The organism is Pseudomonas sp. R45(2017) (genome assembly GCF_002112305.1).
Classification (GTDB): domain Bacteria; phylum Pseudomonadota; class Gammaproteobacteria; order Pseudomonadales; family Pseudomonadaceae; genus Aquipseudomonas; species Aquipseudomonas paraglycinae.
The window spans coordinates 1-22998 of record NZ_NEHH01000006.1 but is presented as its reverse complement, the minus strand read 5'-3'; the positions used below and the strand labels follow the sequence as shown (position 1 = coordinate 22998).

The 22998-nt window shown below is 60.7% G+C and carries 15 protein-coding genes and 1 rRNA gene; 2 read left to right on the top strand and 14 right to left on the bottom strand.

All coding sequences use genetic code 11. The features are described 5' to 3' along the window. Position 1: 1 nt before the first annotated feature. The 5 genes from rfbA to CAF74_RS14970 are packed head-to-tail and all read right to left on the bottom strand — an operon-like array spanning position 2 to position 6523. Positions 2-925 carry a glucose-1-phosphate thymidylyltransferase RfbA gene (rfbA, locus tag CAF74_RS14990; RefSeq protein WP_085746840.1) on the bottom strand — a complete coding sequence of 308 codons (924 nt, stop codon included), beginning with the start codon at positions 923-925 and terminating at the stop codon, positions 2-4. A 42-nt stretch (positions 926-967) separates the two neighbouring features. Continuing rightward, the gene (gene rfbB / locus CAF74_RS14985; RefSeq protein ID WP_085746839.1) at positions 968-2050 is read right to left on the bottom strand and encodes a dTDP-glucose 4,6-dehydratase; all 1083 of its coding nucleotides are present in this window, start codon (positions 2048-2050) and stop codon (positions 968-970) included. Positions 2051-2104: 54 nt separating this feature from the next. Then, positions 2105-4282: a prenyltransferase/squalene oxidase repeat-containing protein gene (locus CAF74_RS14980; protein ID WP_085746838.1), complete on the bottom strand. Its 2178-nt coding sequence runs from the start codon at positions 4280-4282 to the stop codon at positions 2105-2107. A gap of 22 nt (positions 4283-4304) precedes the next feature. Then, on the bottom strand, positions 4305-5555 hold the full coding sequence (locus tag CAF74_RS29265) for a hypothetical protein (RefSeq protein WP_007953861.1): 1251 nt from the start codon (positions 5553-5555) through the stop codon (positions 4305-4307). Beyond that, the gene (locus CAF74_RS14970; RefSeq protein WP_085746837.1) at positions 5552-6523 is read right to left on the bottom strand and encodes a DapH/DapD/GlmU-related protein; all 972 of its coding nucleotides are present in this window, start codon (positions 6521-6523) and stop codon (positions 5552-5554) included. Before CAF74_RS14970 ends, CAF74_RS29265 begins: the two co-directional genes overlap by 4 nt. A 564-nt stretch (positions 6524-7087) precedes the next feature. On the opposite strand from CAF74_RS14970, the gene CAF74_RS14965 reads away from it, so the two are divergent. Beyond that, complete coding sequence (locus CAF74_RS14965; RefSeq protein ID WP_007953863.1) at positions 7088-7432, top strand: cupin domain-containing protein; 345 nt, start codon at positions 7088-7090, stop codon at positions 7430-7432. Positions 7433-7526: 94 nt separating this feature from the next. On the opposite strand, the gene mmsB is transcribed toward CAF74_RS14965, so the two are convergent. Together mmsB and CAF74_RS14955 are read right to left on the bottom strand one after the other, a co-directional pair. Continuing rightward, positions 7527-8414 carry a 3-hydroxyisobutyrate dehydrogenase gene (gene mmsB / locus CAF74_RS14960; RefSeq protein WP_039772935.1) on the bottom strand — a complete coding sequence of 296 codons (888 nt, stop codon included), beginning with the start codon at positions 8412-8414 and terminating at the stop codon, positions 7527-7529. Between the two features lie 9 nt (positions 8415-8423). Continuing rightward, positions 8424-9950 (bottom strand): CoA-acylating methylmalonate-semialdehyde dehydrogenase, encoded by a 1527-nt coding sequence (locus CAF74_RS14955; protein ID WP_011332335.1) that lies wholly within the window; start codon positions 9948-9950, stop codon positions 8424-8426. A 149-nt stretch (positions 9951-10099) separates the two neighbouring features. On the opposite strand from CAF74_RS14955, the gene CAF74_RS14950 reads away from it, so the two are divergent. Then, positions 10100-11047 (top strand): LysR family transcriptional regulator, encoded by a 948-nt coding sequence (locus tag CAF74_RS14950; RefSeq protein WP_064382631.1) that lies wholly within the window; start codon positions 10100-10102, stop codon positions 11045-11047. On the opposite strand, the gene CAF74_RS14945 is transcribed toward CAF74_RS14950, so the two are convergent. The 7 genes from CAF74_RS14945 to rrf all read right to left on the bottom strand — a co-directional run. Further along, positions 11044-11544 (bottom strand): OmpA family protein, encoded by a 501-nt coding sequence (locus CAF74_RS14945; protein ID WP_170929403.1) that lies wholly within the window; start codon positions 11542-11544, stop codon positions 11044-11046. The genes CAF74_RS14950 and CAF74_RS14945 overlap by 4 nt on opposite strands. Beyond that, a complete protein-coding gene (locus CAF74_RS14940; RefSeq protein WP_085746836.1) occupies positions 11544-12812 on the bottom strand; it encodes a diguanylate cyclase domain-containing protein in 1269 nt (422 codons plus the stop codon). Before CAF74_RS14940 ends, CAF74_RS14945 begins: the two co-directional genes overlap by 1 nt. Then, entirely contained in the window at positions 12809-13384 is a 576-nt protein-coding gene (locus tag CAF74_RS14935; RefSeq protein WP_085746835.1) for a YfiR family protein, read from the bottom strand. The genes CAF74_RS14940 and CAF74_RS14935 overlap by 4 nt, the downstream gene beginning before the upstream one ends. Before the next feature lie 119 nt (positions 13385-13503). Next, positions 13504-15612, bottom strand: coding sequence for an exodeoxyribonuclease V subunit alpha (recD, locus tag CAF74_RS14930; protein ID WP_085746834.1), 2109 nt, complete (start codon positions 15610-15612; stop codon positions 13504-13506). Then, entirely contained in the window at positions 15609-19298 is a 3690-nt protein-coding gene (gene recB, locus CAF74_RS14925; RefSeq protein WP_085746833.1) for an exodeoxyribonuclease V subunit beta, read from the bottom strand. Before recB ends, recD begins: the two co-directional genes overlap by 4 nt. Continuing rightward, on the bottom strand, positions 19295-22747 hold the full coding sequence (recC, locus tag CAF74_RS14920; protein WP_085746832.1) for an exodeoxyribonuclease V subunit gamma: 3453 nt from the start codon (positions 22745-22747) through the stop codon (positions 19295-19297). The genes recB and recC overlap by 4 nt, the downstream gene beginning before the upstream one ends. 154 nt (positions 22748-22901) lie before the next feature. Continuing rightward, positions 22902-22998 (bottom strand): 5S ribosomal RNA (gene rrf / locus CAF74_RS14915); the annotation flags it as partial.

The window sequence follows — 22998 nt, the reverse complement described above, 5'->3', positions numbered from 1 at the left end:
ATCAGGCAGCGCCTTTCAACGGGCGCTGCGCATCCATCGCCACCACCACGTCATCGTGGATCAAACGCGCCAGATACTGACCGTAACCGGTCTTGCTCATGCTGCCCGCGTGCACCAGCAACTGCGCGTCGTCGATCCAGCCCTTGTTGTAGGCGATCTCTTCGAGGCAGGCGATTTTCAGGCCCTGGCGTTTCTCGATGGCCTGCACGAAATTGCCGGCCTCAATCAACGCATCGTGGGTTCCGGTATCCAGCCAGGCCATCCCACGACCCATCACCGATACGTTCAATTTCCCGCGTTGCAGATAGACGTTGTTGACATCGGTAATCTCCAGTTCACCTCGCGGCGATGGCTTGATGTCGGCGGCAATCTTCAGCACTTCGTTGTCGTAGAAATACAGGCCGGTGACGGCATAGTTGGACTTCGGATCGCTCGGTTTTTCGCAGATGCTCAAGGCCTTGCCGGCAGCATCGAATTCCACCACGCCAAAGCGCTCGGGATCGGCCACGTAGTAACCGAACACCGTAGCGCCTTCATCACGCGCCGCCGCTAGCAGCAGGGTTTCGCCGAAGCCGGCGCCGTAGAAAATGTTGTCGCCGAGCACCAGGCAGACGTTGTCTTCACCGACGAATTCGCGACCGATGATGAACGCTTGAGCGAGACCGTCCGGGCTCGGTTGCACCGCGTAGCTCAGGCTCAGGCCCAACTGGCTGCCGTCGCCGAGCATGCGCTGGAAGCCCGGCAGATCTTCCGGGGTGGAGATGATCAGGATCTCGCGGATTTCCGCCAGCATCAGCACCGACAGCGGGTAGTAGATCATCGGTTTGTCATACACCGGCAGCGACTGTTTCGAGACGCCCAGGGTGATCGGGTGCAGCCGCGAACCGGCGCCGCCTGCCAGCAGAATTCCTTTGTACTTGGCCATGCTTTTTTCCTTTCAAGCAGTGAGATTTGAATGACTGAATGTTCAGGCCACGAGGGCTTCGTCGCGTTGCTCGCCGAGGCGCTCCAGCGCGTAGGCACCGGACATCACCCGCACCCACCAGGCGCGGTTGTCCAGGTACCAGTCGACGGTTTTCTGCATGCCGCTTTCGAAGGTTTCCTGCGGCGTCCAGCCCAGCGTTGCGTGGATTTTCCCGGCATCGACGGCATAGCGTTTGTCGTGGCCCGGACGATCCTTGACGAAGGTGATCAGGTCGCGGAAGTGCGCAACGCCTGCCGGCTTCTCCGCGCCGCGTGCCTCAAGTAAATCGCACAGGGTGTGCACCACTTCCAGGTTGGTCTTCTCGTTGTGGCCGCCGATGTTGTAGGTCTGCCCGACCTCACCGCGCGTGACCACCGCATACAGTGCGCGGGCGTGATCTTCGACGAACAGCCAGTCGCGTATTTGTGCGCCATCGCCGTACACCGGCAACGGCTTGCCTTGCAGCGCATTGAGAATGACGTGAGGAATCAGTTTTTCCGGGAAGTGATACGGCCCGTAATTGTTCGAGCAATTGCTCATCACCACCGGCAGGCCAAAGGTGCGATGCCAGGCGCGGACCAGATGATCGGAACCGGCCTTGGTCGCCGAGTACGGCGAACTGGGCGCATACGGCGTGCGCTCGGTGAACGCCGGATCTTCGGGTTCCAGGTCGCCATACACTTCATCGGTGGAAATGTGATGGAAACGGAACGCCGCCTGTCGCGCCGCGTCCAGTCGGTTCCAGTAACCACGCGCCGCTTCGAGCATCGTGTAGGTGCCGACGATGTTGGTTTCGATGAAGGCTTGCGGACCATCGATCGAGCGGTCCACGTGGGACTCGGCGGCCAGGTGCATCACCGCATCCGGTTGCAGGCGCGCGAACAGTTCGTCCAGCGCCGGCTTGTCGCAGATGTCGACCTGGCAGAAACGGTAACGCGGCGAATCGGACACATCGGCCAGCGATTCAAGGTTGCCGGCGTAGGTCAGTTTGTCGACGTTGATCACTTCACATTCGGTCTCTTCAATCAGAAACCGCACCACGGCCGAGCCAATGAAGCCCGCGCCCCCTGTCACTAAAATTTTCATCAGCGCCTCCCCTGGCAAAATGATGACTTAACGTCCTTCGATGCTGTGTGCGGGTCAGTTCAACAACGCGACCCAGTATTGCGACAGTCCTTGTTCGAGAATCAGCAGTGTCTGGATGCAGACGAAGCTTTCGTCAGTGGTTGCCGAGGTTGCGTTGAGCGGGCCGAAACCACCGTCCTGCTTCTGATGGGCAGCGATCCAGTCTTTCGATTCCTGCAAATACGTCGGCTGCGCGTCGAGCAGATACATTGCTGCGATAGCCATGTAAGTACCCACCAGGCTGACCGCTTTGCCCGGCCGGTAGTGGAACGATCCATTGGCCAGTTGCAGCTTTTGCAGCCAGGCGATGGTCTGTTCGGCATCGACGATGCGTCGGTTGAGAATGAACAGCGTCGACACCACGCGGTACACCGAAAACGCGTCCGGCGGATAACCCGGCTTGTTGGCAAAACCGCCGTCGGCCGAGCGGCAGCGCAAGGCAAACGCCATCACGCCCTGCTCGTCCGGCGCCTTGGCTTCCAGCGCATGCAGCGACAACACCGCCAGGTTGGTGTGCCAGATGTCCGAGCCGAAACCCGGTACATCGCCGAACCCGCCATCGGGGTTCTGGCACGCTTGCAAGTAACGCACGCAACCGCCGATATCGTTCGGCAACGCGCCCAGAACTCGCAGAGACAGCACCGCGCAGTAGGTCGCGAACACATCGCTCAGATGACCCGGCTGCTCGGCGAATCCGCCGTCGGTGTTTTGCGAGGCCCGGATGCAATCGATCAGGCTGGCCTTGTTTTCGATTTGCAGACCCAGCGCATGCAAGTCCGAGATCACGTGCAACCCGGAGAACACCTGCCAGGTCTTGTCGGCACGGAACCCCAGTGGCGCGGTTTCGGCAGTCAGCCCGTAAGGCGTTTCATTCGATGCCCGAGCCTTGGCCAGCCAAGCCAGATAACGCTGCAGATCGACATTGATGGTCGGCACGCCATTCGGATGAATGCGCTGCACATCACCACCGCCATCGATCACTCGCAGCTCACGGTTTACCAACGCCGCATCGTCATGATGAGTGACGGCAGCGACCGGTTCGATGGACTGCAAGGCGTGGGCCGCGGCGAGCTGGGTTTTCAGGCTTTTCAGGTGCAGCGGCAGGTACGTCAAGTTGCCGATGCTGAAGATCCCCGGCTGACGCGGCGGCGCCCAGAACTGTCGAATGAACGGCACGGTCGGGTCATCCGGCGTCGACCAGAAATAGCCCTTGCCCATGAACAGACCGCCATTGCGGGCGTCGTGAAACTCCAGCAACGCCGCCGTCACCGAAGCCCGGTCGGCTTCGCTCGCGCCGGACGGCAAGGCCTGAATCGCCTGCAACAGCAACGCCACGTCGTAGGCGGTCTTGATCGGAAATGGCGACTCGTGATTCTTGTACGAGGTGTGCCAGTCACAACGCACTTTGCCGTTGATGCCTACCCGGTCCCAATACCCGCCGTACGCCGGATCGCGGAACAGCGCCAGGGTTTGCAGCAGGAACGAACGGGCCAGATTCGACAGCGCATTGTCGTCGCGCGCATCAGCCAGTTGCGCCAGCACCAGGCTGACCTGAGCCCGCACGCCGCAACGGGTCAGCGCCACATCGACACAGGATTGGCTATCGCTGCCGGCCACCCGACCGATCAGGTTCTCTGCATGAATCTGCAAGTGCCCGACCAACCCGAGACCCAACGGCTGATTGTCGATACGCGCCAGCAACGCCGTGGCGCTGATGTCGAGATCGATTGAGGTCGCGAGTTCCAGCGGCGTCGACCAGTCGCTGCTGTACAGGCCGGCGACCGTGGAGCGGGCATAGAGTGTTTCAACCTTCTCCAGCAGGCCGTGGATCGCGGCATTGTTCGCCGCGTCCTGCGGCACCCGGCGCTGATAGGCAATCAATGCCGCCAGCGCGTCCAGTTGCAGCGCCAGCGTGCGGCAGCGTCCGGAGCCGTGCGGCGTCCAGTAGCGGTCGGCGAGCTCGTGGAAACCGGCATTCGATGCATCATGCAAACGCATCAGCCCGTCATGGGCAAAACGCAGTTCGACATCGTCGCCGTGCTCGGCCTGATAAAGCGTCGCGGCGACCTGATCCTGCAACTGCTTGTCGCTGGAAATCGCAACCTCGCCACTGGCATCGGTCACGGCGAAAAAACCGCCGTGGTCGATGTCCTTGAGGCCTTGATCAAATAGAAACTGCGGATGCAGTGACATGGTGAATCCCTCTTCCTTGAGGTTAAGCGGCTTTGCTTTCGGTCAGCGACACAACGCTGCCCTGGCACAACTCGATGATGCGCGTCGCGGCGCGGGCGGCACCTTCGCCATCCGGCGCGGCCACTTGCTGATGCGGTGCGTAGTAGGTCGAAGCGTCGGTGTCTTTTTCCAGTTCGCCCTGGATCAGTTCGACGATCGCATCGCGGTCGTGGCCCAGATGCGTCGGGAAACCCAGCAGCTCCAGACGGCGCAGCGCCTCGAGTTCGTGGTACTCGGATTTGGACGGCAGCACGAACAGCGTCGGAATCTGGAGTGCGGCGATTTCCGTTACGGTGATCCAGCCCGGCGCCGAAATCAGCAGGCTGGCTTCGCGCAGCAGGCCCATCCAGTCCGGGTAGTACGGCACGCAGACGACGCCGTCCTGAGCCTGGATATCCTGACGGCCCAGCAACACCAGTTTCAGTTCCGGATTGCGCTCGCGCAGGATCTTGAAGCTGTCCAGATACGCAGCGAGCAGCGCATCCTTGTTCTGGGCAAACATCGTGGTGCCGCTGATCGAAGCCACAATGAACGGCGAGTCGCCGAGGTTCAGTTGCTCGCGCACGTTCAAGCCGGTCTGCACATTGATGTCGCGGATCATCGGGCCGACAAAATGCGCCTTGCCGCTGACCAGCGCTTCGGCCACCGGCGTGCCCTGATCGAGGGAAGCCACGTACGGTTTGTCGGTCAGCACCAGTTGGCTCTGATTGATCATCCAGTTGAACTGGCTGTGCAGCGCGGTGCGGGCCCGGGCCATTTCCAGCGCGTTGACTTCGAAACCGCCGTCGGCCAGATCATGGTCTTCGAGCTGGCACAGGGTGAAGTCGTAGCGCTCGGTGACGAACACCAGCGGCGTACCGCTGAAAATCGCGGCCAGGCAGGCGGCCATGTTGTAGTCCGACACCAGAGCGGTCGGTTTGTACTCGGCGATCAGGGCCAGGTAAGACAGAATCCGCTCGCCGGACAAGAAGGTATTGGCGATATAACCGCCAATGTAATTATTCCAATCGAGTTCTTTCGACAAGTTGCTCTTTTTCGAGTAATCGACCAAACGACCGGCAATATCCACAACTTCTACACCAGACTTTTCGAACATCGGCGTGAAGGTCGGCTGCAAGGAAGCCAGTGCAACGGTCAATGGCATGTCCGGACGCTGTTTCTTGATCGCCTGAGCGATGGACAGCGCGCGCATGTTGTGACCGGAACCGGTTGGGTTGGGGGCAAATAAAATCATTCCTGAATCTCCATTAGTTGAACAACGCCATGAACCACAGTGTTTTCCAATACATCCCTTATAACCACCGAGTACGGTTTGATAACGGCACCGTCACCAATATTCAGTGGACCTACCAAGATGGCGCCCTCGCCAATAACGCAACGACTTCCAATGCGCACCGGTGCCTCCTCCCAAGGCAGTGAGCGGAATGAATGATCATGGGTGGAGGCCACGATCGTGACCCCCTCGGACAACTCGCTGAAGGCACCGACGGATACGCCGCCGGCCGCCTCGATAACCACACCGGCAGCCAGTCGTGCGCCGGTGCCCAATTCGATGCCGCCCAGTTGCGACATGCCGCCCTGACGGTTGCTGCGCCCGATCAGAATGCAGTCCCGGGCGATTTCCACCGACGCTCCGCCGCGCAATTCGGCATCGATCAAGGCGTCGTCGCTGATGTCCCAGGTCTGGGTGTCGGGGTTCAGCGACTTGAGCCGCGCGACCGACTGCGTGGACCGATCGAGCATCGACGGCAAGCCCTGGCGCGCCCGCTCCCGGACTTTGGCCAGCACCGGTTCCGGGCTCGGTCGGCCGTCCTCGACCACGGTGCGCCGGGCAATGACCCGCGCCGGACGACCGACGACGATTGCGTCCGGCGGCACATCCGCTGTCACCAACGCGCCAGCCGCCACCACGGCCCCGGCACCGATGGAGACACCGGCAGCCACGGTGGACTTGGCGCCCAGCCAGACGTTTTCGGCAATCCGAACCGGAGACTGCGCCGTCCCCAGGCACTGGGCGCCGGTGGCGAACATGCTGGATTTGCCGATGGACGCATACCGCAAATCGCACCTGAAGCCGATAAAGCAGTCATCGCTGACCTGCACATTTGTCAGGCGACTGCCGGCACGCACCCAGACGTGCCGGCCAAGTTCACTCGCACTATCAACAATCGTCGAAACTTCAATTACGTTTATGTCGTCCACAATAAAGCCTCATTCCATTGATGCCGGGCACATAAAAATTCGATAGACGTGCATATCCCGCAGATATAAATCCGCCAGCGCACAAATAATAATTAACTGTTTATTTAAGGCTTCAACTCAAAGCACGCGAGACATTGCGTCCGCGCCGCTTATTAACTGTCCGGTTCATTCAACTGTCATTATTCATTAACAACAGGTAGAAGTTCACACTTGAGCCAAGAGCCAAGTCAGTTTCGAGATGAGAAAAAGCCGATTCAAGTCTGTCCGTGACTCAGGTTAAGCTCCCTTTGGAGGAATAGTTCTTTAGTACGAATGTTATAGTACAGACGATTTTGTTTTGCAATAGGTGTCAGAATGGTTATCTCGTTTTAGTCTAAAAATTGATTGAACTTTTATGGTGCACGCTTGTACCAAAACCTCCTTATATGCACAGCGTTGGTGCAATTCGGTAGATGCGCAGATCTCCTCAGCGCTTACAGGCATCTGGAGGTCGACCCAAGACATTCCAACAGCACCCGCGAAGGCTACGGTGACGGCTCCAACTCCCTCTGGCCTGGAGCCGTCATGCCCGCACCTATCACCGTTCTGCGCGACACCCATCCCCTGCCCGTACTCGACGCCTGCAAATGGGAAAAACTCGAGGGCGACCCGCACACCGTCAACCTCAACGCCTACACCAGCGAAGACGGCAGCAAGATCATGGGCACGTGGATCTGCACGCCGGGCAAGTGGCGGGTGGATTACGTGAAGTGGGAGTACTGCCATTTCCAGGAAGGCTACTGCGTGATTACCCCGGACGGCATGGAGCCGATTCACCTGCGCGCCGGCGACATCTTCGTGGTCGAGCCAGGCATGAAGGGCACTTGGGAAGTGGTCGAGACCGTGCGCAAATATTTCGTGTTCGCCTGATACAAAAAAGCCGGGAAACCACCCGACGTGATTTCCCGGCAACACCTACTGCATCTGAATTGCAGACCTGCGACGAGCGCAGGCCTGACGACGATTACTGCGGCTTGCGATAGCTGTTGATGATCGCCGAGAAGTCCTTACCCCCTTCCCCGCGCTGACTCATCGCCTGATACAACTGCTGCGCCACCGCGCCCAGCACCACCGGCTGATGGGCCTGACGCGCCGCTTCGGTGGCCAGCCCCAGATCCTTGAGCATCAGCTCGGCGCCGAAGCCACCGGTGTAACCACGAGAGGCCGGCGCCGTTTCGACGATCCCCGGCCACGGGTTGTACATTTCCGAACTCCAGCAACGCCCGGTCGAGCTGTTGATGATCCCGGCGAGCACCGTGGTGTCGATGCCCAGCGCATCGCCCAGCGCCATCGCCTCGCTGACGCCGACCATCGAAATGGCGAGCAACAGATTGTTGCAGATCTTGGCGATCTGGCCGGTGCCGACCTCACCGCAATGCACGATGTTGCGGCCCATCTGCGCCAGCACCGGTTGCAGGGTGGCGAACAGTTCAGGAGTGGCGCCGACCATGAAGGTCAGCGTCCCGGCCGTGGCGCCGCCAGTACCGCCGGACACCGGTGCATCGGCCATGGCCACGCCTTGTTTGGCGGCCGCCGCTGCCACATCGCGTGCGGTCTGCGGATCGATGGTGCTGCAATCCACTGCTGGCACGCCTTTACCGATCCCGGCCAGCACACCGTCCTCACCGAGCCAGACGCTGCGCACATGCACCGCCGCCGGCAGCATGGTGATCACCAGTTCTGCATCTTCAGCGGCCTCGCGAGCCGAAGCGCGGATAGTGCCGCCCAGTTGCTCGAGTTCCGCCAGCACGGTTTTGTTCAGGTCCACCAGATTCAGCGAATGCCCGGCCTTGATCAGGTTGCGCGCCATCGGCGCGCCCATGTTGCCCAGACCGATAAATGCGATTTTCATGGCCATTCCTCAGCGCAGGTTGATGGTGGTATTCACGCCGTCGTTGACGCTGTCGTCATCGAACCAGCGCGCCGTGACCGTTTTGGTCTGGGTGTAGAACTGCACCACTTGCTTGCCGTACGGGCCGAGGTCGCCGAGTTTCGAACCGCGCGAACCGGTGAAGCTGAAGAACGGTACCGGCACCGGAATCGGGATGTTGATGCCGACCTGGCCAACGTCGATTTCAGTCTGGAACTTACGCGCCGCCGCACCGCTCTGGGTGAACAGGCCGGTGCCGTTGCCGAATGGGTTGGCGTTGACCAGCGCGATGGCCTGATCGAGGGTGTCGACTTCCAGCACCACCAGCACCGGGCCGAAGATTTCCTGGGTGTAGATCTGCATGTCGGTGGTCACCCCGGAGAACAGGGTCGGGCCGACAAAGTTGCCTTTCTCGTAGCCCGGCACGCTGATGTCGCGACCGTCCAGCTCGAGTTTGGCGCCTTCCTTGATGCCGCTTTCGATCAGATCGAGAATCCGCGCCTTGGCCTTTTTCGAAATGACCGGACCGACATCGGTGCCCGGCTCGTTGCCGGCGTTGACCTTGAGTTTCTGCGCCAGCGCTTTCAGATCCGGCAACCATTGTTTGGCCGCACCCACCAGCACCACCACCGAGGTGGCCATGCAACGCTGACCGGCCGCACCGAAACCGGCGCCGACCAGCGCATTGAGCGCTTGCTCGCGATTGGCATCCGGCAGCACCACCGCGTGGTTCTTCGCGCCCATCATCGATTGCACGCGCTTGCCATGCTTACCGGCCAGGTCATAAACGTGGGTGCCGACGGCGGTCGAACCGACGAACGAAACCGCCTTGATGTCCTTGTGGGTGCACAAGCCGTCCACCACGTCCTTGCCACCATGGACGACGTTGAGCACGCCAGCCGGAATGCCGGCCTCGATGGCCAGTTCCACCAGCAGCATGGTCGACAGCGGATCCTGTTCGGACGGCTTGAGTACAAAGGTGTTGCCGCAGGCAATGGCCATCGGGAACATCCACAGCGGAATCATTGCCGGAAAGTTGAACGGGGTGATGCCGGCGCAAACGCCGATCGGCTGGCGCAGGGTGTAGGTGTCGACGCCGCCGGCCACGTTCTCGGCGAACTCGCCCATCTGCAGGCTGCCGATGGAGCAGGCGTGCTCGACCACTTCCAGACCACGGAAAATGTCGCCTTCGGCATCGGCAATGGTCTTGCCCTGCTCGGCGCTCAGCACCACGGCGATGCGTTTGGAATGCTCGCGGATCAGCGCTTGCAGCTTGAGCATGATGCGCATGCGCGCGCCGATCGGGGTCAGTTTCCAGGTCTGGAAGGCGCGCTGTGCGGCGCTGACGGCGGCGTCGACTTCAGCGGCGGTGGCGAACGGAACCTTGGCCAGAACCTGCTGGGTCGCCGGGTTGACGATGTCGTGCCACTCGGTGGTCTGCGACTCGACCCACTCGCCGTCGATCAGCAGCTTGACCTTCTGGATCGTGGTTTCGTTGGGCGTAAGCGATGCGTTCATACTGGTCTCCAGAACTTGTTTTTATCTTAGGAGCCAAGGCGAAAGGTTCGCCTTGAGATGAGGCGTGTGTCACGAATTGGTTGTCGGACTGTTTTTGGAGTATAGATGTGCAAACTTCTAATAAGAACGCACATATAAGCCCGTCCATCATGCAAAAAAACATCACGTCTTTAGGCTCGCTGAACTGGGACGACCTCAAGTTTTTCCTCGAAGTCGCCCGCACCCGCAAGGCCAGCACCGCGGCCAAACGCCTGGCGGTGGACTACACCACCGTGTCGCGACGGATCAGTTCGCTGGAATCGGCGCTCGGCACTTTGCTGTTCGAAAAGTCCCGCACCAGTGGTTTCGTGCTGACTGCCGAAGGCCAGCGCCTGCTGAGTTACGCCGAGTCGATCGAAAGCACGCTGCACATGGCCTGCGAGCAGGTGTCAGGCTCCGGCGTCGCGCTGTCCGGGCATGTGCGCATGGGCTGCACCGAAGGTTTCGGCAGCTTCTTCATCACCCCGCAACTGAGCCACTTCGTCGACGCCTACCCGGCGATCTCGGTGGACATCCTGCCGCTGCCGCACTTCATCAGCCTGTCCAAACGCGAGGCCGACATCGTCATCGCCCTCGAACGCCCGGAACACGGGCCGTACGTGTGCTGCAAACTCTGCGACTACCGCTTGCAGCTCTACGCGACCCAGGAATACCTCGACAAACACCCGCCGATCCGCCGCCCCGCCGACCTGGGCAAGCATCAATTCATCAGTTATGTGGATGATCTGGCGTTCAGCTCGGAGCTGCTGTATCTGGCGAACGTGTTGCCCGGCGCCAGCGCCAATTTGCGCAGCACCAGCGTGATCGCGCAGTTCGTGGCGGCGCAGCAGGGGCGCTCATTGGCGATTCTGCCGTGCTTCCTCGCAGCACAGGATCCGCGCCTGTTGCCGGTGCTGCCGGAGGAAATCGACATCACCCGGCAGTTCTGGATGTACTGCCGGGAGGATCTGCGCAAGCTCAAGCGGATCACCCTGTTGTGGGATTACATCCGTGAAGTGACCGAGCGCAATCAGGGTCTGTTGATGGGTGAGACCCGCGAAATGCAGTTCGCCGATTAATCGGCGCTGACCACGATCGACACCCGGCGGTTTTCGGTGCGGCCGGCGGCAGTGTCGTTGGAGGCGACCGGTTCGCGACTGCCGAGGCCTTGCAGCTGAATGTTCTCTTCCTTCATGCCGACCGACGTCAGCACTTTGCCGACGCTTTTCGCGCGACGCAGAGACAGCTGCTGGTTGTAGGTTTCCTTGCCCGAAGCGTCGGTATGGCCATCGACCCGCACGCGCTCGATGCCGACACCCAGCAACGCCTTGCCGATGCGCTCGACGATTTCGGTACTTTGCTTGTTCAGGCTTTCGACATCGCTGCCAAACAGCACTTTGCCCGACAGGCCGAACTCCCAGCCATCATCGGTCAACTCGAAGCCTTGCTGCTTGAGGACCGCAACCTGGGCTGGCGTCAGGCCTTTTTGCGGGGCGGTCTGGCAACCGGTCAGGGCCAGCATGGCCGTCAGCAACAGGGTGGAAAACAGTCGAAAGGAAAGTGAGAACACGGGCATCAGCTCCTGGTTTGAACGGGATCGACCGGGTGCTCCGACCCGGCCGTGGATTGGGCGCCGCGCGACAAACGCTTGGCTTGATACATCGCGGCATCGGCCGCATCGAGCAAGGTGCCGGGCGTGACGCCATGATCGGGGTAAACCGCGATGCCGATACTGAGCGACGTCACGACACTGCTGTCGCCCGGCAGCGCAATCGGGGTGTCCATGCTGGCGAGGATCTTGTCGGCAATGCGTTCGGCGTCTTCGGTCTTGTGCAAGGGCGTGAGCAGAACGGCGAACTCGTCACCGCCCAGACGCGCCACCAGATCCTCTTCACGCAACTGCGCCCGCACCCGATTCGCCACCGCCACCAGCACCGCGTCACCGGCGGCATGACCGAAGTTGTCGTTGATGTCCTTGAAGCGGTCGCTGTCGAGAAACAGCACCGCCACGCGCTCGTTGAGTTTGTGGGCGCTGCGTAGCGCACGAATCAGGCGGCCTTCGAAAAAGGCCCGGTTCGGCAATCCGGTGAGACTGTCGTGGCTGGCCTGATGGGCGAGGGTTTCGTTCTCGCTTTGCAGGTGGGTTTGCCAGTCTTCGAGTTCATCGAGCAAGGCATTGAAGTCATTGCCGAGGTTGTCCAGTTCGGCAATCTTCGCCCGTGGCACCCGTCGATCCAGTGCCCGCTCGCTGCGGGCCGCATGCGCCACCGCCGCTAGGCTGTGCAACGGGCCGATGATCCTGCGCAACTGACGCTGCGCCAGGTACAGCGCGACCCAGGCGCTGATCGCCGTGCAGAGAATGATCCCCGCCAGACCGCTCAACAGAAAGCGCATCAGGCTGCCGCCGTGGCCGATCAGCAAAATGCGCCCGATCTCGCGATCCTGATGCTGAATCGGCAGGTTGATGGGTTTTTCCAGAATCACTCGCGCGACCTGCATCTCCAGCTCGGAAATCAGGCCGTTCTCCGGACGCTGCCAGCGCGCGAGCAATTGGCCCTGAGTGTCCAGCACCTGGGCATCCGCCACCTCTTCGGTCGAGGCGATCAACGCCAGCGCTTCGGTCGCGGCGGCCTTGTCGTTGAACACCACGGCGGCTTCCACGGTGTAACTGATCGAGCGGGCGATCAAGTGCAGGTTGTGATCGGCATAGACCCGCAGCGCCAGCACCCCAAGCAGCGTCAGCGACACACTGGCCATTGCCACGGCGACCAGCGCCACAATCAGGTTGCCACGGCCGATGACCGAGCCGAGGGTCGGGCGCCCTGTGGATTTGTCGCGTCTCATGGCACCGCCGGTTTGCGGCGCGACAACTGCAGCACGCTGGGATGAATGCGCACGCCGCTGCGGGCGACGGAGTCGAGATTGACCTCAAACGACACTTGTTCATCGCCGACCCGCAGGCAGAAAAGGCTGCCGACCGTGCATTGATCGCCGCCTTCGCTGATGCTCAGCACCGGATGGCCGATCAGGGACGCGAACAGCCGGCTGCGTTCGTCGGTCGTAAGCTTACCGATGTAGACCGCGTCGCACTCGCTGACGATGGCCGGATTGTCGGCCAACAGTCGACGCACGATGACCGGACGCCCCGTGGCCTGGGTCGTACCCTTGACCAGGTCGTCGGTGTATTCGGTCGGGCCGACGATGCACAGGCGCAATTGCGCCGGTTCTACCGGCCAGCGCGCGTAACTGAGGATACCGAGGACAACCTGGGTGACGGATTTGGCCCGCTGTTCGGCCATGCCCGTCGGGGGTTGAGCCTGGGCAGCGGCCACACCCGTGAGCAAACAGAGCACACCGGCAAGCAACGCCCGCTTGCAGCCAACTACGCGCTCTGTCGCCCAGACAGCCACCTTCATGCAGGGATTCTCTTGGATCGTTACGAAATGATGCCGCAACGATAGCACAGGGTTGGAACACCAGCGATACAGCGACCTCTGACCGGTCGATCAATTATCGGCGGCAATCGAAGGCACCTTCATCCTTTATGCGGCACCCCTTCTTCCAGTTCCAGCATCAGTCCACTCAGGCGCTTCACCTTGCGCTGCACCGCTTCTTCAAACACGCCGCTCCGAGGTTCGATCAAGGTGAACCAGTCCTTGGCCCGGGTAATTCCGGTGTAGATCAGCTCCTTGGTCAACACGGGATTCAGGGCGTCCGGCAGGATCAACGCGGTATGGGCAAACTCCGAGCCCTGCGACTTGTGCACGGTCATCGCATAGACGGTCTCGACATCGTTGAGCCGGCTCGGCAGCACGAAACGCACCCCTCCGCGCCCGTCGTTACGCGGGAACGCCACTCGCAACACCGACTTGCCGGCATCCGGGCCATCGCGCTCGGGCAATTTCAGGGCGATACCGATGTCACCGTTCATCAGCCCCAGACCGTAGTCATTTCGGGTCATCAGCACCGGCCGGCCTTCGTACCATTGCTGATCGCTTTCGATCAGCCGCGCTTTGAGTAACGCGTCGGTGATGCGCTGGTTCAGCCCCTCGACACCCCACGGCCCTTTGCGCACTGCGCACAACAACTGGAAGGTATCGAAGGCCCGCAGGACGTCACGCGCCCAGTCGACCCAGCCTGAATGTTCGAGCGGCGTTCCAATCGCCGGACGTCGATCGCGCAAAACGCTCAGATAATGTCGATAACCGTGAGGGCCTTCGCCGTGTCCATCGAGCACCAGGTGCTCAAGTTTCCGGTCGTGCTCGTTCTGAAGCGGCAACGAAAACACATCTCCATGAGTCTTGGCTTCCAGCAACTGCCGAGCCTCGTCCGGGAGTTGCTGATTCACCCGCCGCGCCAGTTGGCCGATGCCGCTGCCCTCGCCGAAACGCCGCGAGTGACGCAACATCACCACTTGCTGGGCCAGCGGATGCGAGCCGTCAGAGCCTTCGTGCAAGCCGCTGTCCTGCAGGGATTCGCCGCTCACCTGTTCCAGCCACTGGCGAGTCTGCGGACTGTACCAACCGGCTTCGGCATCGCGGCACAAATCTCCCAGCACCGCCCCCGCCTCCACAGAGGCCAGTTGATCCTTGTCGCCCAGCAACACCAATCGGGCATGAGGCGGCAAGGCATCGAGCAGGTTGGCCATCATTTCCAGGTCGATCATGGACGCTTCATCGACCACCAGAACGTCCAGGGGCAGACGGTTACCGGCATGGTGGCGAAAGTGCCGCGTGCCGGGACGACTGCCGAGCAGGCGGTGCACCGTGGTCACCTCGGTCGGGATTTTTTCCCGGACGCTGTCAGCGACCTTCAGCGATTGCACCTGCTGACTGATGGACTCGGTCAGCCGCGCCGCCGCTTTACCGGTAGGCGCCGCGAGCCGAATGCGCAATGGTTGATGCGCCTCGACCGCAGGTGCCTGGAGCAACGCCAGCAAACGGACCACCGTCGTCGTCTTGCCGGTACCTGGACCGCCCGTGATGATGCTGAAGGCACTTCGGGTGGCCAGGGCGCAGGCGAGTTTCTGCCAGTCGATGACATCCGCACGCTGCGCTGGATCGAACAGCTCGTCCAGCCGCCGTGCAAGATCGGATGGTGTCGCTTCCTGCTCCGCGAGCCGCTGACGCAATGCGCTGTCGATACGCCGCTCGTAGGCCCAATAGCGCCGCAAGTACAAGCGCTTGCCGGACAACACCAGCGGGCGTTCCTGCGACGACGCACTTTCGTCGGCGGCCAGTGCCACCAGCGAACTGCCGGCCAGTACCTTGCACCAGTGCGCTCCGTCGAGGGTTTCGAGCAGTTGCGATGGCAGCAGCAACACGCCGGGTTGTGCATCCCCCTCTGGCGGTAGGGACAAAGCGAAATCCGGCGCCTTGAGGGTTTCGAACAGATCCAGACAGACATGACCATGGCCGAGCTGGTGACTGGTCAATGCGGCGGCGAGCAACACCAGCGGATCGACATCGGGTGCCAACTCATGAAGAAAGGCCACGAATGCCTTGTCCAGTGCCCGCAACCAGCCACGCTCGACCCATTGGGTCAGCAACAGCAACAGATCATCGGCACGGGTCAGGGGCGTCAGTTGCGCGAGGCTGTCGGCGGTCAGCGGCGTTGGCAGCAGGTCGGCGAATGTCCGGTTCATAGCAATACTCCCTGTTCCCACGCGGGCTCGGCCTTGGGTTGCGGTTTGCCCTGGAACATCAAGTCCAGACGCTCGATCAGCGCCCTTGGTGGTCGCGCGAAGTAAACGCCACCGCCAGGGGCCCGTGTCCCGCGCAGGAACAGATACAACGCGCCGCCGATATGCCGGTCGTAGTCGTAATCGGCGAGCCGCGCCTTGAGCTGACGATGCAGTGCCAACAGGTACAGCACGTATTGCAGGTCATAACGGTTGTCGAGGATCGACTGCTCCATGGCCCGCTCGGTGTACGCAGCGTCATCGACGCCCAGCCAGTTGGATTTGTAATCGGCCACGTAGTAACGACCCTCGTGCTCGAACGTCAGGTCGATAAAGCCTTTGAACATGCCATTGAGCTGCACCGCTTCGGCGCCGACCCGGGCCACGCCGTTGTGGGTGAACTGACGCACCTGTTCGTCGAGCTTGAGCACGTCGACTTTGTGGCTGGCGAACCAGAACTCCATCTCGACCCGATATTGCTTCAATTGCTCAAGCACCACTGGCGGTTGGTCGAAGCCCGCAGGCAGTGGCAGTTTGAGCAAGTGCTGCAACCAGTCGCCGAGGGTGGTGATCCAGCCCTCCCAACCCCGTCGATTGCAACGCCGGGCGATCGCATCATCGAGCGACTCACGGGTGACCGCGAAGCCCTCCTCACCCGCCCACTCGAGCAAACCGTGAAGAAACGTTCCCGGATTCGGTCCGCGAGGGAAGCGGTGAATGTCGGCCCCGCCGGCGAAGATCTCGCGCGGAGCTTCAGGATCGAGGCGTTCGTCGTCGAACAGCTTTTGCGCTTGCGGACTGTCGGGGGCTTCGTCGTTGCCAGCGCTTAGCACGTCACTGATGCGCAAGGCACTGTACGAAGCGATCCACCAGTTCTCGCTGGCCCTGCGGCTCGGTAAAAGGGTGGCACGCAGCTTGGCTTCGTTACGCGGAGGCTGGTACTCCTCGCTGGTGGCCGCCGGCATTTCAACAACGCTCAGCGCCGAACAATCCTGTTGCAGATCGTCCAGCCAGCGAGCCAATCCGCTGGATTCACCCAACGTTGCGCCACCGCCCAACAGATAGCCCAGCGCAGAAAGATGCAGTACCGAGCTGCTGTGGTTACCGCGCTTGAGATCCGTCACCCCGAGCCAGCACGCATGTTGTGCGCGAGTCAGCGCGACGTAGAGCAAACGCAGATCCTCCGCCAGGCGCTCGTTGTCCGCCAGGGCGATCAGTTCGGCGTCGGGCTTCAGACTGATGCGGGCCTTGCCGGACTCATCGTGGTAATGCAGCGGCAATCGACTGCCATCCACGGGTTTGGCCGAGCAGATGAAAGGCAGGAACACCAACGGGTATTCAAGCCCTTTGGACTTGTGAATGGTCACGACCTTGACCAGTTGTTCGTCGCTTTCAAGACGCAGGATCTGCTCTTCACCTGCCTGCCCTGACAGCGCCAGATGCTCGGCCAGATGACGGATCAGTGCCTGCTCGCCATCGAGTTCCGACGCGGCCTGTTGCAACAACTCCGACAGATGCAACAGGTTGGTCAGCACCCGCTCGCCATCACTGCGGGCAATGAGCATCTGCGGCAGTTGAAAGTCGTGCAGCAGGCGCCGCAACATCGGCAGCACCCCTTGCTTGCGCCAGAGCTCACGATAACCTCGGAACTGCATGACCCGGGTTTCCCAGACCAACTCGTCCTGATTCAGACGTTCCAGCTCAGCCAGCGGCAGGTTCAGCGTGATGCACGCCAGCGCCGCTTTCAGGGAGCGTTCGACATCCGGCTCGGCACACGCCTTGAGCCACGACAGCAGGTCATGGGCTTCCTGAGCGGCAAAGACCGAGTCCTTGTCCGACAGATAAACGCTGCGGACTCCGCGCGCTGCGAGCTCACCGCGTACCGCCTGCGCCTCTTTACCGTCGCGCACCAGGATCGCAATGTCCGCTGGCCGCAGTCCACGCCAATCCTCGCCGTCCTGCGCAAACCCGGCACGACCGGTTTGCCCGCCATTGAGCAGAGTCGTGATCTCACTGGCGCAGGCCGCCGCCAACTGCTGGCGATAAACCGCCCCGGACAGTGGTTTGTCGGTGGATAAATGCCAGATGTTCAGCGCCGGTATGTCCAGCCCGGATACCTGCAAATGTTCTTTACGACCCTGAGCCTCCACAGGCTGGAACGGCACCGGGTTATCGCCACTTTTCTCTCGGAACAGAAATGCTCCGCGCCCTTGCTCACGGGACTCGGCACGTTCGAAAACATGGTTGACCGCACTGACCATCCCGTGACTGGAACGGAAGTTGGTGCCCAGGGTATGCAGGCGTCCGGTTGTGGCCTGGCGGGCTCGCAGGTAGGTGTAGATGTCCGCGCCACGGAAGGCATAGATCGCCTGCTTGGGGTCGCCAATCAGGAACAGCCCGGTCTCGGGGTTATTCTCTTCAATGCGATAGATGCTTTCGAAGATCCGGTACTGCACCGGGTCCGTGTCCTGGAACTCATCGATCAGTGCGACCGGGAACTGCTCGCGGATGAGCGTGGCGAGCCGCTCCCCACCGTCGGATTGCAAGGCCGAGTCCAGACGCAATAGCATGTCGTCGAAACCCATTTCGGCTCGACGGCGCTTCTCGTCTTCAAAGCGGGCACCGACCCATTTGGCAGCATGCTGCAGCACGGCCGCATCGGGCGTCGGCAAATTGTCGAGGCTCGACTTGAGCACAGGCATGGCATCCAAGCCCGGGTGACTCGGCGGCTCGCCCTTCCAGGCTTCAGCCATGCCCTCCGGCGTGAGCCTGGCGAACCCGGTGCCGATATCCAGTTGCTCGAACGACTCGTCCTCGGCCCAGGCCTTGAGCTTTTCGAACCAGGGTTCGAAATAGCGGGCTTGCATCTTGCGCCCGTCCACGGTTTTGTTGGCGACGCCCTGATGACAGATCGCGAGCAACTCATCGGCCCACTGCCGCCATGGTCCCTTCAACTCCACCAATGCCGCACGGCGTTCCTGCAGGCATTCTTCGATCAGCTCGGAGGGGGTCTTGTCAGAGTCCGCTTCGCGCTCGGTGCCAAACAGCCCACGCACTCGCGGTAACAGGGCCGCCGGACCTCCCCAGTGACTGCGGACCCAGCTCAATGCATCGCCCTGCATCGGATAGCAGAACAGCCGCCAATAATCGCGCAGCACTTCGCCGAGCAGGTCGCTGTGATCGGTTTCCAGGGTCTGGGTAAACAGACTGCCGCTGTCGAACGCATGCTCGCGCAACATTCGCTGACACCAACTGTGGATCGTCGAAACGGCGGCTTCGTCCATCCATTGCGCGGCGATATCCAGGCGGTTCGCGCAACCGGGCCATTGTTGCGGATCGAACTCTGCACGCAGTTCATCGATCAGCGCATCAGGGGGAGGCGTCTCGTCACGAAAGAAACGGGCGGCCTCGGCCAGACGCGTGCGTATACGTTCGCGCAGTTCTTTGGTGGCCGCGTCGGTGAAGGTCACCACGAGAATCTGCGGGGGCAACAGCTCTCGACCGAAACCACTCGCCTCGCCTCCGTGGCCGAGGATCAACCGCAGATACAACGCCGAAATGGTGAACGTCTTGCCAGTGCCCGCACTGGCTTCGATTAGCTGACTGCCTCTTAACGGGAATGCCAGGGCGAGCGGCTGTTGGTTGCTCATGCGCCTGCCTCCTCTTGGGTCCATGAACGCCACGGTGCCTCAAGCAGAGGGCGATACAGTGCATCACACCAACCGGAGAATGTTTCATCCGCCTGCAATGCATCGAAGTCGACGAATTGTCGGGACAGAGCCGGGCTTTCGCGACGCTCGCCTTCGCTGGTCTGACCATCCCCCTCATAGGCTTTACGGGCAGCCGCTTCAGCCTTGACCGGATCGGTCTGGGCCAGCCATGCAAAAGCCGTTTTTACCGCGACTGGCAGCGGCTGGCACATGCCCGTCTGCCAGGCGAGCAGCAGATCCTCGAGAATTCGCCCCGCTCGAGTCTGTTCCAGAGGTTCAAGAAGGAGCGTGTCATCACTGGCCACCAGTGCGGTCGTCAGGGAGAGTCCACTGGCGCACGCGACGAGATGGCTGACCCAGGGCTTGGTCATGCGATGCCATTTGCGGCTCTTGATCGAGCCTATGCTGTTGGGGATTGTTGTGACCGACAGTACGCCGCCATCGGCGCGCCGGTGCAAACCGCCTAGCCATCCTTCAAGGCGCAGTTCCTGCCATTCAAAATTGATCGGTAGCGCGTTGGTTAGCGGTGTCGGCCATAACGCCAACAGCTGTTGATATCGTTGCAACAAGTCTGGCAAAGGCTCGATCAACTCTCGTTGAAGGCATTCACCGAACCCGGCCATGGGCAGCAGTCCGCTGTTCTGCAGGCGTCGGGCTTGAGACTCGAGCGCCTGATCAACATTGTCCGGGTGTCTCAAGGCTGCCCCGAGCAAGCTGTCGCTGAGCATGTATCGCTGCAACGCATCCAGCACAAAGGGTTCCTCGTCAGCCTGAGGTACCTGCGCCGCTTCAAAGTAAACCTTGAGTCGCTGAGTGAAAAAGTGTCGAACCGGATTGCGCAGGAAGTCCTGCAGCAGCTCCAGACTCAACGGTTCCTCCTGAACATGGGGGGCAAGCATTGTTGCGACGTCATTCTGCTCGTGATGCTGATGCAGCACTTGCCATTCGCTGGCATAGCTGAACAGTTTGTCTTCCTCATGGAAGTAGCGCGAACTGAATGGCTGCAACGGATGCTCCTGAGTCATGCCAATCAGAAGATCTTCGTTGTCGTCGACCGATCGCCATCCATTGGCGAGATGATCGCGCAACTGGCTGATCAACACAGAGGCTGGCCGCTCGCTGTTGTCGCGAATGCTGCGGCCCACCCAACTGATGTAAAGCTGATGACGGGCGGACAAGAGCGCTTCGAGCAGAAGATAGCGATCATCCTCCCGACGGGATCGATCTCCCGGCCGGTAGTCGCTGCCCATGAGATCGAAGTCCAGCGGCGGTTGGGCGCGTGGATAATCGCCATCGTTCATTCCCAACAGGCAAACCAGCTTGAACGGGATCGCGCGCATCGGCATCAGTGTGCAAAAGTTCACGGCACCGGCCAGGAAGCGCTGCGACAGACGCCCCTGATCCAGTCCCGCCAGCCAGGCCTCGCGGACGACGGTCAGTGGCAGCTCGTCCAGCAGACCGACGGCTTCACAAGTTTCCAGCCAGGTTTCGCGCAACTCCTCGAGTTGAGCCAGCAGATAGTCGTCATGCTCATCTTCGGGCTTGAAAAACAGCTGCATCAACGCCTGAAGCCGATGTCCCCATTCCTGCGGTTGCGCGGGTTTCATCAGTTGCTGATGCGAGAGTTCCAGTGCATCCAGCAACGCTACCAACGGGCCGATCAACGCGGCATCGAGACCACCGATTTCATCGTAGGGTTCGATATCCCCACAGGCTCCGGAACTGCCGACGGCATAGCCGAGCATCATCCGACGCAGGCCGAAGCGCCAACTGTTTTGCTCCAGTTCGTCGGGCAATCCCAGTTCGGCCCGTTGCCCGGCATCGATGCCCCAACGTACGCCGGCCCCTTCGATCCAGCGATGCAGAGTCGGCAAGTCTCGCTCCTGCACACCAAACCTGGCGCGTAACGCAGGAACGTCGAGCAGGTCGAGAATTTCACTGACGGGGAAACGACTGTCCGGCAGCTTGAGCAGATGCTCGACAGCGATCAGTAATGGATCCCGTCCGCGCTGCCCCTGATCGGCCATGGTGAAAGGAATGAAGCGTGGATCATGACGATCCAGTTGGCCAAATACGGCGCGGATATGCGGCGCATAACTATCAATGTCAGGCACCATCACGATCACATCGCGAGGGCGTAATTGACGGTTGGCACTGAAACGGGCCAGGAGTTGGTCGTGGAGAATCTCCACTTCGCGCTGGGCGCTATGAGCTATGTGAAAGCGGATCGAATCGTCTTGAGTCAGATCGACTGCCGGCCAGAGCGTTCGAGTCTCGCTGAGCGGCCGCAGCTCCAGAATGTCGTCCTGTAACTGATTAAGCATGTTCTTTGGCTGGGTTTCGCTGAACAGATCGATACGTCCATTGCGAAATGCTGCGCGATAGCTGTCCGGCTCGTCGTAGCTGTCGAGAAGGTTGATGTAATCGCGACCTTGCTTGCCCCACGCTGCGAGGAGCGGGTGAGCATGTTGGTGGAGCGATTCCGAATCCAGCACCACAGGCATGCCGTTTTTTCGGGCCTGCCGCTTGTACTGATGACGCAAGAGATCCTTGTCGGCAACGATATCGGCCCAGTGATAACGACAGGGGTTATGGACGCACAATAAAACCTGGCTGAAACGAGACAACCCGGCCAATGCTTCCAGTACCTGGGCGGGCAACGAGGAAATTCCGAAAACGATCACTCGCTGTGGAAGTCCGGTCGGTGCGCGTTCAAGACTGTTGATGCGCTCCATGAACCGCTGGTGCACGCCCGCGCGACTCTGGGCCATGCCTTGCTCGCCCACATCGTCCAGCAGAGCGCGCCACAATTCTGCCTGCCAGCAACTGGTCGGCGAGAGCGGCTTCGCTTCACCTCTTACATTACGGAGTTGATGATGCCCCTCTGCCCAGTCCTCAAGCCAATCAGCGCGGTAAACCTGGTATTGGTCGAAGAGGTCTGCCAGACGTTCGGACAACTGGTAGCGTTTGCGTAGATCGGTGTCATGGGTGAGGAAGCGTTGTAGCGGTTCGAAATGCGGACGGTTGATGACCTGTGGCAACAGGCGCATCAGACGCCAGGTCAACGGTGCCTTGTCGAGCAGCGACTTTGCCGGAATTTCCTCTCGTCCCAGAACCATCCGGTAAAGCTGCCACATGAAACTGCCCGGCAGTTGCACATCAATAGCGGCGGCGATACCACAGCCGCCGGAGTCGTCCTCTTCAGGGTCCTCAGCCAGTGCCAGCTTGAGCCATTGAGCGATGCCGTTGCTCTGTACGAGCGCGATTTCGTTCTCCAGGGGAGCCAGTGGATAGCGCCGCATGATGCTGATCACAAGGCTGCGCAGTTCATCCAGGCTGTTGCTCTGAACGACCATGAATGCAGCGTTGAGGGACTGGGTGTCCGGCATGAAGGCTTCCTTGGAAAAGTACAAAAGCTAGGGCTGAACCTTAGCATTGTCGGCCGGCGGCGACAGCCGCAAGGCGGCTGAGAATGCTGTAAGAACTTTCCTGCGGGCAAAACAAAACCCCAACTGCTTTCGCAATTGGGGTTTCGGAATTTAATCTTGACGATGACCTACTCTCACATGGGGAAACCCCACACTACCATCGGCGATGCATCGTTTCACTTCTGAGTTCGGGATGGGATCAGGTGGTTCCA